The sequence below is a fragment of the Streptomyces sp. NPDC046308 genome (assembly GCF_055588065.1).
In genome coordinates this window covers 65,510-78,188 of the sequence record NZ_JBVJFB010000005.1, presented here as the reverse complement: position 1 = coordinate 78,188, position 12,679 = coordinate 65,510, and the positions used below count along the sequence as shown (strand labels likewise).

Genomic DNA, 12,679 nt, shown 5'->3' with positions numbered 1-12,679 from the left:
CTCCTCGGTCCGGCCGGGTGCGGTGCGGTGCGGTGAAGTGGTCGGACCGGCGGGTTTCGCGCCGCCAGTCCGCCAGCGGACCGTACCAAGGACGGCATAACCGCGTAATAAAGAGGTATAGGGGTGGCAAAGGCGAGGGCCGGGGGTCGTGGTGCGCGGACCGCCGTAACCCGTGGGCCGCGCCCGCTGTTGCACAGTCGGCGGGTCCACCCACGGTGAACGGAGTCCGATGCCGCAGCTGACCGACCAGGGCACGATCGACCAGGCCGAGACCGACCACGCGAAGAGCGACCACGCGAAGATCGACCAGGCGGAGAGCGATCTGATCGCTGTCGAGCAGGCCCCTGCCGGTCAAACCGAGACGGGTCAGGCCCGGAGCGAAGCGGCCGAGGCCGAACGGGTCGCATGCGCGCGGGCCGGTCACGACGATCACGAGCGGGCGGGCACCTGGATGACCCCCGAGGAGTACGGCGCCTCGCGCGCCGCCGTGTGGACCGCGGCCGTCGTCCTCGTCACCGACACCGACGGCCGGATCCTCGTCCAGAGCGTCGACTACCGCGCCGACCGACTGCTCCCCGGCGGAGCCGTCGACGCGGGCGAGGCACCCTCCGCGGCCGCCGCCCGCGAGCTGCGCGAGGAACTCGGCATCGACGGCCACTACCCGCGAGGCCTCGCCGTGGACTGGATCCCGGCCGACACCCCCGGCTTCGCGCCCGAGATGCGCTTCCCCGGCGAGATCCTGCACGTCTACGACGGCGGTACCTGGACGGCCGAGCGGATCGCCGCCGTCCGGCTCCCGGACCAGGAGATCCTCGGCATCCACTTCGCAGAGCCGGCCGACCTGCCCGCCCTGATGGACGCGGGAGACGCCCGCCGCGCCCTGTCCGCCCTGCGCGCCCGCATCAACGGCTCCGGCACCGCCCTGCTGGAGGGCGGCCGCCCCACCGCGCCGACCGCCCTCGACCGCCTGGGAGTGCTCCGCACCCGGCGGACCCCGCAGCACGGCACCTGGCACCCGGGTCCGGTCCCGGCGCAGCTGACGGTACGGGATCACTGCGGCTGGCTGTTCGGCCCCGACGGCCGGGTGTTGCTCCTGATCGCGCGGGCCACCGGCACGGCCCATCTGCCGCCTCCGACGGCCGGATCGACCACCGGGGCGGTCCCGCTCGGCTACCGGCAGGTCGGCGAGGGCGCCCACGCCCGTGCCGCCGCCCGCCTCACCGGCCTCCCGCCCGCCACGGACCCGTCGTACGCCCGGCTGCTGGCCACTCCCGAACAGGTCCGCGAGCTGAGCGACTGGGGCCCGGCCGGCGCGCACGAACTCGAGGCGGTGCACACGGCCCGCGCCCGGCTGTCCCTCCCCGTCCCCACCCGGACGCCGCCCACGGAACTCCCGGAGGACGGCGTGCGCTGGTGACGCGGGGCCCCGTTCCGGCGCCGGCGGTCGCCATGATCGGGAAATCCGGCGTCCGCCGTCCCCGGTCCCGCAGCATGGGGCCATGAGCGACAGTGCGATCACCTACACCCTGTACATCCAGGCCGATCCCGCCCGGGTCTGGCAGGCTCTCACCGACCCCGCCCTCACCCGCCGGTACTGGGGCCTGACCTTCGAGACCGACTGGGCGGTGGGCTCGGCGATGGACTGGGTCGAGCGCGGGGCCCGCACCAGCGACCCCGAGCAGGTGGTCCTCGACTGCATCCCGGACCGGGTGCTCTCCTACACCTGGCACACCTTCACCCCGCAGTGGGCGGCCTCGGTCGGAATCGGCGAGGAGCTGCGCGCCGAACTGGCCAAGGAGCGGCGCACGAAGGTGACGTACGAGATCGAGCCGGTCGGCGAGACCCTGGCACGGCTGACCATCCTGCACGAGGGGTTCGAGCCCGGCGGCACCCTGATCGGCATGTGCGGGCGGGCCTGGCCGATGCTCGCGTCGAGCCTCAAGACCCTGCTGGAGACCGGGGCTCCGCTGCCCGAGCCGGAGCACGAGGGGAGCCAAGGGGCGGGCGGTCACGAGGCGCACGAGACCCGCCCGACCCGCCGGGCGCAGGAGGAGTGACCGCACGGCGGAGAGCCGGCGCCCCGGCGGGCCGGGCGCGGCCCGGCTCTCCGCCGTCCCCGGCCGAACGGCCCCGTACCGCACCTGAGATCATGTGTAGCGACCACGAAACAGGAGCGCGGACATGGCACGCGAGCGGCAGGGCTGACGGCATGGGACGAACGCTGACGGAGATCCTGGACGCGGCGGCCGAGGGGCGGTTCCCGCCCCCGGACGGCGCCACCACCGTGGTCCCGCAGGAGAACCGGCGCGACGCGGGCGTCATCGCCTTCACCGCGCACTCCGTGGTGTTCACCGACGAGGACCCCGACTGGGTGCGCTCCACCCTCGCCGCCCTCGACTGCGACGCGCTCGCGGCCACCATGAACGCCCGCTTCCTGACCGCGCTGCTGGACCGCACCGGACGCAGCACCGACACGATAGACCTCCTCACCGTCGCGGACCCGCTGCCCGGCGAACCCCCGCTGAAGCTCGACGAGATGGCAGACCCCGACCACCCGCGGGTGCGGCGGGCCCTGAAGCGCCGTGACGACGTACGGGTCTGGTCGGCCGACGGCGGAGTCCTCGTCCTCGGCCGGGGCGTCGCGGGCCGTTGGGAGACGGCGATCGAGGTGGACGAGGGCGTCCGGCACCGGGGCCTGGGCCGGGAGCTGGCCCGCGCCGCCCGCCACCTCGTCCCCGACGGGCAGCCCGTCTGGTCCCAGCAGGCCACCGGCAACGCGCGCAGCATCCGCGCCTTCCAGGCCGCCGGATACCGGCCGGTCGGCGCGGAGTCCCTGCTGCTGGCCCCGGCGGGCTGAGAACGCCCCGACGGCACCCTGACGACGGGCCGTTCACGGCGGTCGTGTGGAATGGGTGCCATGGGGAGAGGAAAGCAGCAGCAGCGACCCGCCACCGGCATACCGGAGCGGGTCCCGGCCGTGCCGGACGCCGGCCGGGCCCGGCGCGTGCGCGAAGGCGTCGCCCGATGAACCGTTCCGATGCCGCCACGCCGCCGGAGCACTGGCGCTACGGCCGCCACCTCGAGGCACTGGCCGTCGCGCCGGGGGAGAACGCCGAAGCCGAGGCCGTGGCCGCCGTGCTGCGCGATCCCGATCCGGTGATGGCCGAGAGCGCCGTGGTCACCCACCTCGACCGCAGGGCGGTGCGGCTGCTGGCCGACGAGGCCTTCCCCGCCTGGGCCCGGGCGATGTCCGACGTGCTCGCGGGGCGGGCCTTCCCCGAGCGCCGGCTGCGGGAGTGGATCCTGCTCAAGGCCATCACCCAGGGCGAGACCTGGTCCGCCGCGGAGCTGACCGCCGCCTCCGACTGGTGCCAGCGCACCGCCGCCCAGTCGCTCACCTCGTACGAGGCCCTGCGGCTGCTCGCCGCCGGCGCCCGGACCCGCCGCGTCCGCAACGCCGCGGCGGTCCGCCTGCGCAGGCGGACCGCGGTCTGAAGCGGAAACGGCCGGCCGCGGCGGCGCCGCGGCCCGGCGTCAGACGCCCCGGCGGACCCGGGCCGCGCGGCGGGCCTCGGCCTGCTGGCGGGCCTCCACCGTCTTGCGGGACTCCTTGCCCTTCCCCGGCCGGCCCGGCCGGGTGCCGATGCCGCGGAAGCCGAGGTCCGAGCCCGAGGGCCGGCCCTTGGCGTCGGTCGGCGCGGATCCGGCCAGCGGCACGCCGGGGGCGGCCTTGGCTCCGGTGATCCGGCTCAGTGCCGCCTCACCGGAGCGGACCTGCGTGATCGTCGGCCGGATCCGGGCGTCGGCCATCAGCCGGACGATGTCACGGCGCTGGTTCGGGGTGACGAGGGTGACGACCCGGCCGGTCTCGCCCGCGCGGGCGGTGCGGCCGCCCCGGTGCAGGTAGTCCTTGTGGTCGGCGGGCGGGTCCACGTTGACCACGAGGTCGAGGTCGTCGATGTGGATGCCGCGCGCGGCGACGTTGGTCGCGACCAGGACGGTGAGTTCCCCGCTCTTGAACTGGGCCAGGGTGCGGGTGCGCTGCGGCTGCGACTTGCCGCTGTGCAGCCCCTCCGCCCGTACGCCCATGGCCCGCAGGTGCTTCACGAACTGGTCGACGCCGTGCTTGGTGTCGAGGAACATCAGCACCCGGTTGTCCCGGGCCGCGATCTCGGTCGCCGCCGAGATCTTGTCGGCCGCGTGGATGTGCAGCACGTGGTGGTCCATCGTCGTCACCGCGCCCGCCTGCGGGTCGACGGAGTGCGAGACCGGGTCCTTCAGGTACCGGCGGACCAGCTGGTCCACGTTGCGGTCCAGGGTCGCCGAGAACAGCATCCGCTGCCCCGCGTGGTGCACCTGGTCCAGGATCTCGGTGACCTGCGGCATGAAGCCCATGTCGCACATCTGGTCGGCCTCGTCGAGCACGGCGATCTTCACGCGCTCCAGGTGTACGTCCCGCCGTCCGACCAGGTCGCTGAGCCGCCCCGGGGTGGCCACCACGACCTCGACACCGGTGCGCAGGGCACTCACCTGCCGCCCGATGGACAGCCCGCCGACCACAGTGGCCATCCGCAGCTTCAGGGCCGCCGCGTACGGCTCCAGTGCCTCGGTCACCTGCTGCGCCAGCTCGCGCGTCGGTACGAGGACCAGCGCCAGCGGGCGCTTCGGGTCCGCCTGCTGTCCCGCCGTACGCGCCAGCAGGGCCAGGCCGAAGGCGAGGGTCTTGCCGGATCCGGTCCGTGCGCGGCCGAGGACGTCCCGCCCGGCCAGTGCGTTCGGCAGCGTCGCGGCCTGGATGGGGAACGGCTCCTTGACCTGCAGGGAGGCCATGGTCGTCACCAGTTCACGGGGGAGGTCGAGCTCCGAGAACGACTCCACCGGCGCCAGCCCCGGCACCTTCGGCTCGTGCATGGTGAACTCGCCCTGCGGCCCGATGCTCCGGGGGGTCTTGCCGCCGGACTTGGCTCCGGGCCGGGCACCGCCCTTCGCACCGAAGCGTCCGTGAACTGACGGGTTCCTCATGCAGGGCCTTTCGGAGCAATAAGCAGACGAGAAGAAGTTGGTCAACCGCCCATGGTACCAGCGGCCCCTAGTCCTCCTTGGTGTCCAGCTCCCCGGAGCGCACCTGGGCGCAGTGGGCGCGGACCTCGACCGCGGCACGTTCGAACCAGTCGGCGATGACGGCGACCTCGTCGGGGGTGTAGTCGGCGAACAGGGCGCCGAGCCGGTCGTAGAACGGCTGGTAGACGGCGACGACCCGGGCGGCGGCCTCGGGCTCGGCCACCACCCGTACCCGGCGCCGGTCGGTGGGGTCCGGCTGGCGGCGCGCGTATCCGGCGCGTTCGAGGCGGTTGAGGACCCCGGTGACGGCGCCGGTGGTGAGGTCCACCAGTTCGGCGAGGTCACCGGCGGCCAGCGGGGTGTCCCCGGCTCCCAGGATGTGGCCCAGGCAGGTCAGGTCGGTGACGTTGAGCCCGAGCCGCTGTGCCACCTCCTGCTGGCCGACGATGCCCAGGGCGACGTACTGGTCCATGCGCGACATCGCCTCCGCGGCCGTGGCCGCGGGGCGGGGCTTGCCGTCCACGCAAATACTCCTTAGCATCTAAGTTACTTAGCTCGTGAGATAAATGATTCCTCTCTCCGAGCCTACTGCCGACCCTCCGACCAGGGAGAACCATGAGCGCGCACGGCCACGTCGATCTCGGCCACACGGTGGCCGGCTGGACCGGTACCACCCTGGCCCTGCTGGGCTTCGCCGGAGCGGGCGTCGCCGTGTGCGCGTCCTGGAACCCCGGGATCTGGCTCGGCCTCGGCGTCGTCGCCGCCGCCGGGCTCGTCACCTGGCTGCTGCACCTCGCCGGCTGGGGCAAGCCGAGCGGGCCCCGACCCGAGGCCGACTGGGACTGGCGCACCCGGGACGCCACCGCCCGCACCGGGCACGCCGACTGCCTGGGCTGCAGGGTCAGCGGACCGCGCCGAGCCGCCGCAGCAGCCCCTCGGCCTCGATCCGCCGTGTCGTTGCCCGCCGCGGATAGCAGCGCATGAACATGCGGGTGAAGTGCTCCCCGTAGTGGATCGCCGTGTCGTCCCCCGGCTCCGGCCGCAGCGGCCGGACCACGGCGTCGAAGCGCGGCTCGTGGAAATAGGCCAGCGTGTGGCGCTCCCGGTCCGCGAGCCGCACCTTGTGCGGGGTCGACAGCAGCGCGCCGCCCGTCAGGAACTGCAGGATGTCCCCGGGGAACACCGTCAGCACCCCCGGTACGGGCGGCACGTACGACCAGCCGGGGGAGTCCTCGGCGAAACCCGCCGTGCTCTCGCCGGGCAGCCAGTTGCGGGGGCGGCGCTCGTCGGCGACCGGAGGGCGTACGAAGAGGCCGCCGACCTCGTCCTGGGCGGCGATCACGAGCAGCCCGTAGTCGGTGTGCGCGCCGATGCCGCGCTCCGTCGTGCGCGAGGCGGCCGGGAAGCGCAGCACCCGCATGTGGTGCCAGCCGCCGCGGGTCAGCCCGGCGAGCCGGTCGACACCGGCCGGCCCCGGCCCGAGGCCCAGCCCGAGCGCCACCAGTCGCAGCAGCCGCTCGCCGAGCGCGCCCACCCCCGCGAGGTAGGCCTCCATGGCCGCGCGGTACTCCGGATCGGGCCAGGGCACCGGCCCGTGGCACGGCAGTGCGCGCTCCGCCGGCAGGTCCGGGGTGATGGTGAAGATCTCCGCCGCGTCCCGCTCACCGGCCGTGACCTCCTCGCCGGAGGCGATGTACCCGCTGTACGAGGTGTCGTTGACGTACGCCGCCTTCTGCCCCGGCGGCCGGGCGAAGAACCGGCGGCTCGCCGCCATCGCCTCCCGCGTGCGTGCCCGCTGCCCCGCGTCGGCCGCGATCTGGAAGATCCCGTCCCGCTGCCAGGCCGCCGTCATCGCCCGGCCGAGGGCTCCGTCCGCCGCCGTCCCCGTCACCCGGTCGGGCACCCTGAATGTCGCGAACCCGCTCATGTCCGTCCCCTCTCGAAGGGCTTCCGGAAGGTCTCCGGAAGGAGCTGCTCCCCCTTTTCACGGACAGGCCGAGCGGAAGTTCGAATGCGCGCCGCGCCCCGGTTGGCCGCGTTCAGCGTGTGCTGTGGGGGACCGTTGGGGAGGATCGAGACGGCCGCATATGCGGCCCGCAGTGGAACGTTGAGAAGGATCAGCCAGATGGCAACAGGCATCGTGAAGTGGTTCAACTCGGAGAAGGGGTTCGGGTTCATCCAGCAGGACGACGGCGGCCCGGACGTGTTCGTGCACTTCTCCGCCATCGAGACCACCGGCTTCAAGTCGCTGGAGGAGAACCAGAAGGTCGAGTACAACGTCACCCAGGGCCCCAAGGGCCCGCAGGCAGAGCAGGTGGTCCCCCTCTCGTAGTGCCGCTTCGCGGGCCCGCCCGTGAGCCGAGCCCCGCCGGTCCCCGGCGGGGCTCGCGCACGTCCGGGGCCCGGGCCGCTACCCGGCCCGGTGGAGGGCCAGGAGCAGGCGCCACAGGTGGTCCGCCAGGGCGGGCGGATCGGCGGGGACGGCCCCGTGCAGCCAGTCCGCGAGCACGCCGGTGAAGGCGGCGGCCACCGCCGAGGCGACCAGGTCCGGGTGCGGGGCTCCCACGGCCGCGCGCTCGGCGCGGGCGCGTTCCCGCAGCTCCCGGTGGAGGCGGTCGCCGAGCGGGCCGCCACCGCCCGGGAGGAGCAGGGTGCGGTGCAGTGGACCCCGCTCGGCCGCCCCGGCCAGGAATGCGGCCAGTTCGGCGGGCGGCCGCGCCGGGGGCAGCGCCGCCGGGCCGGTCTGCCAGGCGTGCAGCGCGTCCACCGCGGCGTGCACCACATCGGCGCAGGCGTCCACGGCGAGCGCGGTGAGGTCCTCGTAGTGCAGGTAGAACGTGGCCCGGCCGACGCCGGCCCGGCGGACCACCGCCGCGACGCTGACCTCGGCGAGCGGTGTGGTGGCGCACTCCGCGAGCAGGCTCTCCCGCAGCCGCGCCTTCGTCCGGGCCGTGCGCGGGTCCGGTGCGCGGGAGTCGCCCGGGCTCACGCGGCCAGCAGCGCCGCGCCGAGGGCGAGGGCGCCGGGCAGGGCCTGTGCGACGAGGATCCGGCGGTTGGCGGTCGCGGCCCCGTACACCCCGGCGACGATCACGCAGACGAGGAAGAACACCTGCGTGGCCGGCGAGTCGATGACGAGCGACCAGATCAGACCAGCGGCGAGGAAACCGTTGTAGAGGCCCTGGTTGGCGGCGAGCGTCGCCGTGAGGCGGGCGGTGTCGGCGTCGAAGCCGGACAGCGCGCGGCCGGGCGGGCGCTGCCACAGGAACATCTCCAGGACCAGGAAGTACAGGTGTAGCGCGGCCACGAGGCCGATCAGGATCTGAGCGACCGTGTGCATGGCCGCCTCCACTTCTGGGGGCTGAATGGGACTGAGGGGGACAGCAGGGGAACCTTATTTCCTGGACGACTGTACAGGAAATAAGGTTCCGCCTGTCGCCCCGTTGCCCGTAGCCCTGTTCCGAGGCTCAGAGGTTGGCGTCCAGGAACGCCCGGAACTCCTCGCGCGTCATCGGGCCCGCCTGGCTCGCGACCGCCTCGCCGTCCCTGATGAGCACGGCGGTCGGCGCCGCGGTCACCCCGTAGCGCCGGGTCGGCTCCGGGCAGCGCGTCATGTCGGTGCGGACGGCGGTGAACCGCGTGCCGTACTCCTCGGTCAGTTCGCCGACCACCGCGTCCATCGCGCGGCAGGCCTCGACGGCCTTCGGCCAGCTGCCGCAGAAGTAGGCGAGAACGGGCCCGGTCGTCATCGACAGGATGAAGTCGAACTCCCCGTTCTCCAGTGGCTGGTGCACCCGACGTGCCATGCGTGTCGCTCCTCGCTCGTACGCCCCCGAGGTCCGGAGGGCGGCCCCCATCATCGCCGCATTGTCAGTGGCACCTGTGAAGCTGATCGGCATGGACGACAGGATGCTCCGGCGCCGGGTCTACGGCGCCGACCACGAGGACCCCGACCCCGGCCCGCGCCCCGGCCGCACCTACGGCGAACTGGTCGGCGGGCCGCTCGACGGGCTGCTCCTGGACATCACCGGCTGGACCGCGCCCCAGCTCGCCGAGGAGGCCAGGCTCCCCACGGAGATAGGACGGTACGGAGCGGGCGGGCGCGCCCACTACCGCCGCCGCGCCGGGGACCCGGGCCACTGGGACTGGACGGGTGACAGTCGCTGACGTCCCGGTGGCCGTCCCCGGAAAATCTTCGAAGAATTTCCCGGGAGCTGTCGATCGGGGCGTCTCCCGTTCGACGCAGGGGTGAGAGGCGGGGACAGCCCCCGCCCTCCCGACCGAGGAGTCACCATGCCGCGCTTCCTGACGCTGATCCGCATCAACGAGCAGGAACTCACCACCGACACCGAGTTCCCGCCCGAGTTCCTGGAGAAGATGGGCGCCTACATGGAGGAGATCACCAAGGCCGGGGTCATGCTCGACACGGCCGGCCTGCTCCGCACCCCCGAGGGGACCCGGGTCAACTGGTCCGGCGGGAAGATCAGCTACACCGACGGCCCCTTCACCGAGACCAAGGAGGTCGTCGGCGGCTACACCCTGATCCAGTGCAAGGACAAGGCCGAGGCCCTGGAGTGGACCAAGCGGTTCCTCGAGATCCACCCGGCCGAGTGGAACGTCGGCGCCGAGGTCCGGGAGATCGAGGAGATGTGATCCCGGGGCGTTCGCCCCGCGTTTGCCCCCGCTCGTCACGGCTGCTCTGATGGGTGGCCGTGACGGCAGTGAGTGCGGCCCAGGCGGTCGAAGCGGTGTTCAGGATCGAGTCCGCGCGGATCATCGCCGGCGTCGCCCGGATCGTGCGGGACGTCGGCATCGCCGAGGAGATCGCCCAGGACGCCCTGGTCGCGGCGCTCGAACAGTGGCCGGAGTCCGGCGTCCCGGACCGGCCGGGCGCCTGGCTCACGGCCACCGCCAAGCACCGCGCCATCGACCTCGTCCGCCGCAAGGAGACCTACGCGCGCAAGCTCGCCGAGGTGGGCCGCACCCTGGAGGACGTGCCGCCGCCGGCCGAACCGGCGGACCCCGACGACATCGACGACGACCTGCTGCGCCTGATCTTCACCGCCTGCCACCCCGTCCTGGCCACCGAGGCCCGGATCGCCCTCACCCTGCGCCTGATGGGCGGGCTGACGACCCAGGAGATCGCCCGCGCCTTCCTGGCCACCGAACCCGCCGTCGCCCAGCGCATCGTCCGGGCGAAGCGGGCCCTCGCCAAGGCCGGGGTCCCCTTCGAGGTCCCGTACGGAACCGACCGCGAGGCACGGCTCTCCTCGGTCCTGGAGGTCATCTACCTGATCTTCAACGAGGGCTACTCGGCCACCGCCGGGGACGATCTCCTGCGCCCCGCCCTCTGCGAGGACGCGCTGCGCCTGGCCCGCGTCCTGCAGGGCCTGATGCCACGGGAACCCGAGGTGCACGGCCTCGCCGCGCTGCTGGAGTTCCAGGCGTCCCGGACCGCCACCCGCACCGGCCCCGACGGGGAACCGGTGCTGCTCGCCGACCAGAACAGGGCCCGGTGGAACCGCCTGCTCATCGCCCGCGGCGTCCGGGCCCTCGGCCGCGCCGGGAACGGCCCCTACTCCGTGCAGGCCGCCATCGCCGGCTGCCACGCCGCAGCCGTCCGCTACGAGGACACGGACTGGCCGCGGATCACCGCGCTCTACGGCCGCCTCGTCCGGCTGGTCCCCTCGCCGGTGGTGGAGCTCAACCGGGCCGTCGCGGTCTCGATGGCCGAGGGGCCGCAGGCGGCCCTGCCGCTGGTCGACGCCCTGGCGGAGGAACCGGCCCTGCGCGCCTACCACTTGCTGCCGTCCGTACGGGGCGACCTGCTGGAGCGGCTCGGCCGGCCGCAGGAAGCCCGCGCGGAGTTCGAGCGCGCGGCCTCTCTCACGCGCAACGCGCAGGAGCGCGGTCTGCTCCTGCGGCGCGCGGCCCGCCTCTGAGCGCGGGACGACGACCCCCGGGCCCCGGGGTCAGCGGCGCCGGGCGTACGCGGCCACGTCCAGCGGGGTGCCCACGGGCCGCCGCGGCGGCGTCAGTGCGATGGGCCGGCGGAAGCCGCCGGAGCGGACGATGTCCTGGAGGGTGCGGCGCAGCGCCTCCTGGAAGTCGCCCATGGTCCGGCGGGCCGCCGGGGTGTCGACGTAGATGGAGTTCATGTGCAGCCCGTCCGTGTCCCGCTGGAACCACGAGCAGGCCCCGTTGGCACGCGCCGACCACACGTGGGTGGTGGGCCGCCACTCCTCGTGGCGCTCGGCGCCCGGGCACCTGCGCATGTCGATGTACGAGAAGAAGTTCACCGGATGCGGCCAGGCGCGGGCGGCGAACTCCTCGGGCGCCAGCAGCTCCCAGGCCCGCACGAACGGCACGTCGACGTGGCCGATCATCTCGCTGAAGCCGGCCCGCACCGAAGCCATGACCTGGGCGAAGTCGCGGCCGGGGGAGGCGTCGAACTCGATGGGCATGGTGTTGACGAACCAGCCCACCGAGTTCGTCCAGGTGTCCCGGCCGCGCTCGCTGACCGGCATGAGGCCCCGGTAGACGCCCGGCCCGCCGGCCTCGCGCAGACACACGGCGACGGAGGCGAGCACGCCCATGAAGGGCTTGCCGCCCACCGTCAGGCAGGTCTTCTCGAAGACCTCGGCCTCGCCGGCGTCCAGCAGCAGGGAGGCCTCGTTGACGATCGGGTACATCCGGTCGGGCTCGACGCCCAGGTCGAGCGGGAAGCGGGGGAAGAACTCGCCGGCCCGGCCCATGAAGGCCTTCCAGTAGTCCAGGCGTTCGTCGCGGGCGTCGATCGACAGGTAGCGGCGGCGCTGCTCGTCCGCGAAGTCGAGGTAGCTGGGGGCGGCCGGCAGTTCGGCGTCCTCGCCGCGGCACAGGCCCTCGTACGTGGTCATCACCTCGCGGGCGACGATCGGCATCGACATGCCGTCGCAGACGATGTGGTCGAAGGTGAGGTAGACCGTCGCGGAGTCCTCGCGGATCACCGCGCCCATGATGAACAGCGGCCAGGCGAGGGTGTCGATGCTCTGCTGGAACCGTTCGACGAGGAATCCGTTCAGCCGTTCGGCGGTCTCGAAGGTGCCCACGTGCAGGGGATCGAGGGCGAGTCCGGCGGGATCGAAGGGCTCGCAGGCCAGCTCGCCGGCCAGTCGCCGGAAGGCGCACCTCAGGACTTCGTGCCGCCGGACAAAGGACAGCAGGGCCTGCGCCAGGGCCTCCTCGTCGAGCGGGCCCGTCACCTCGAAGGTGACCGCGACCCAGGACGCGACCGGGTCGTCGGCCGCCCGGCTCTCCTCGGCGACGGTGAAGTGCTTGTCCTGGTTGAAGGACGCCTTCCTGCTCGCCGGATCGTCCGTGCCGCCGGCCTCCGCCGATGTGGACCGGAGCCGCCACTCGACCACCCGGCCGGGCGCCACCTGGTGCATTTCCAGAGGAAACTGCCGCATACCGTCATCCCTTCGTCCCCCGGATCAACCCCCAGGCCCTAACGACCCCCGGCCCGGGGAAGTGACGAACCACTTGCGCCGGGCCGACGGGCGGGGGCTGGGAGAGCGGGGATCGGAGGGAGCCGTGACGAAAGCCGGTCAGCGGTCGCCGGTGCGCCGTTTGCTCAC

General features: G+C 73.5%; 16 protein-coding genes. 9 read left to right on the top strand and 7 right to left on the bottom strand.

Annotated elements, in window-relative coordinates; translation table 11 throughout:
* Positions 1-229 precede the first annotated feature (229 nt).
* From ACZ6JT_RS20985 to ACZ6JT_RS20970, 4 genes are all read left to right on the top strand, one after another.
* Complete coding sequence (locus ACZ6JT_RS20985; RefSeq protein WP_469211722.1) at positions 230-1,417, top strand: NUDIX domain-containing protein; 1,188 nt, start codon at positions 230-232, stop codon at positions 1,415-1,417.
* Positions 1,418-1,499: 82 nt separating this feature from the next.
* The gene (locus ACZ6JT_RS20980; RefSeq protein ID WP_469211720.1) at positions 1,500-2,057 is read left to right on the top strand and encodes an SRPBCC domain-containing protein; all 558 of its coding nucleotides are present in this window, start codon (positions 1,500-1,502) and stop codon (positions 2,055-2,057) included.
* 152 nt (positions 2,058-2,209) lie between these two features.
* On the top strand, positions 2,210-2,857 hold the full coding sequence (locus ACZ6JT_RS20975) for a GNAT family protein (protein WP_469211719.1): 648 nt from the start codon (positions 2,210-2,212) through the stop codon (positions 2,855-2,857).
* A 167-nt stretch (positions 2,858-3,024) separates the two neighbouring features.
* Positions 3,025-3,495 (top strand): hypothetical protein, encoded by a 471-nt coding sequence (locus tag ACZ6JT_RS20970; protein ID WP_469211717.1) that lies wholly within the window; start codon positions 3,025-3,027, stop codon positions 3,493-3,495.
* 39 nt (positions 3,496-3,534) lie between these two features.
* Here the strand turns inward: ACZ6JT_RS20970 and ACZ6JT_RS20965 are convergent, their stop codons facing one another.
* Both ACZ6JT_RS20965 and ACZ6JT_RS20960 read right to left on the bottom strand, forming a co-directional pair.
* A complete protein-coding gene (locus ACZ6JT_RS20965) occupies positions 3,535-5,022 on the bottom strand; it encodes a DEAD/DEAH box helicase (RefSeq protein WP_469211716.1) in 1,488 nt (495 codons plus the stop codon).
* Between the two features lie 67 nt (positions 5,023-5,089).
* A complete protein-coding gene (locus tag ACZ6JT_RS20960; protein WP_469211715.1) occupies positions 5,090-5,584 on the bottom strand; it encodes a MarR family winged helix-turn-helix transcriptional regulator in 495 nt (164 codons plus the stop codon).
* A 92-nt stretch (positions 5,585-5,676) separates the two neighbouring features.
* Between ACZ6JT_RS20960 and ACZ6JT_RS20955 the strand changes: the two genes are divergently transcribed.
* A complete protein-coding gene (locus ACZ6JT_RS20955) occupies positions 5,677-6,045 on the top strand; it encodes an HGxxPAAW family protein (RefSeq protein ID WP_469211713.1) in 369 nt (122 codons plus the stop codon).
* Here the strand turns inward: ACZ6JT_RS20955 and ACZ6JT_RS20950 are convergent.
* On the bottom strand, positions 5,963-6,988 hold the full coding sequence (locus tag ACZ6JT_RS20950; RefSeq protein WP_469211712.1) for a 2-oxoglutarate and iron-dependent oxygenase domain-containing protein: 1,026 nt from the start codon (positions 6,986-6,988) through the stop codon (positions 5,963-5,965). The two genes, ACZ6JT_RS20955 and ACZ6JT_RS20950, sit on opposite strands and share 83 nt — an antisense overlap.
* Positions 6,989-7,186: 198 nt before the next feature.
* On the opposite strand from ACZ6JT_RS20950, the gene ACZ6JT_RS20945 reads away from it, so the two are divergent.
* Positions 7,187-7,393 (top strand): cold-shock protein, encoded by a 207-nt coding sequence (locus ACZ6JT_RS20945; protein ID WP_469211711.1) that lies wholly within the window; start codon positions 7,187-7,189, stop codon positions 7,391-7,393.
* Positions 7,394-7,471: 78 nt separating this feature from the next.
* Here the strand turns inward: ACZ6JT_RS20945 and ACZ6JT_RS20940 are convergent, their stop codons facing one another.
* The 3 genes from ACZ6JT_RS20940 to ACZ6JT_RS20930 all read right to left on the bottom strand — a co-directional run bounded on the left by ACZ6JT_RS20940 (position 7,472) and on the right by ACZ6JT_RS20930 (position 8,866).
* Positions 7,472-8,050 (bottom strand): TetR/AcrR family transcriptional regulator, encoded by a 579-nt coding sequence (locus ACZ6JT_RS20940; protein WP_469211709.1) that lies wholly within the window; start codon positions 8,048-8,050, stop codon positions 7,472-7,474.
* The gene (locus ACZ6JT_RS20935; protein WP_469211707.1) at positions 8,047-8,400 is read right to left on the bottom strand and encodes a DUF1304 domain-containing protein; all 354 of its coding nucleotides are present in this window, start codon (positions 8,398-8,400) and stop codon (positions 8,047-8,049) included. The genes ACZ6JT_RS20940 and ACZ6JT_RS20935 overlap by 4 nt, the downstream gene beginning before the upstream one ends.
* A gap of 127 nt (positions 8,401-8,527) precedes the next feature.
* On the bottom strand, positions 8,528-8,866 hold the full coding sequence (locus tag ACZ6JT_RS20930) for a thioredoxin family protein (protein WP_469211706.1): 339 nt from the start codon (positions 8,864-8,866) through the stop codon (positions 8,528-8,530).
* A gap of 91 nt (positions 8,867-8,957) precedes the next feature.
* Between ACZ6JT_RS20930 and ACZ6JT_RS20925 the strand changes: the two genes are divergently transcribed.
* From ACZ6JT_RS20925 to ACZ6JT_RS20915, 3 genes are all read left to right on the top strand, one after another.
* Complete coding sequence (locus ACZ6JT_RS20925; protein WP_469212540.1) at positions 8,958-9,227, top strand: hypothetical protein; 270 nt, start codon at positions 8,958-8,960, stop codon at positions 9,225-9,227.
* 126 nt (positions 9,228-9,353) lie between these two features.
* Positions 9,354-9,713 (top strand): YciI family protein, encoded by a 360-nt coding sequence (locus ACZ6JT_RS20920; RefSeq protein WP_469211704.1) that lies wholly within the window; start codon positions 9,354-9,356, stop codon positions 9,711-9,713.
* 68 nt (positions 9,714-9,781) lie between these two features.
* Positions 9,782-11,002 (top strand): RNA polymerase sigma factor, encoded by a 1,221-nt coding sequence (locus ACZ6JT_RS20915; protein ID WP_469212538.1) that lies wholly within the window; start codon positions 9,782-9,784, stop codon positions 11,000-11,002.
* A 30-nt stretch (positions 11,003-11,032) separates the two neighbouring features.
* Here ACZ6JT_RS20915 and ACZ6JT_RS20910 read toward each other — a convergent pair whose 3' ends face one another.
* Positions 11,033-12,511: a condensation domain-containing protein gene (locus ACZ6JT_RS20910; protein ID WP_469211702.1), complete on the bottom strand. Its 1,479-nt coding sequence runs from the start codon at positions 12,509-12,511 to the stop codon at positions 11,033-11,035.
* Positions 12,512-12,679 lie beyond the last annotated feature (168 nt).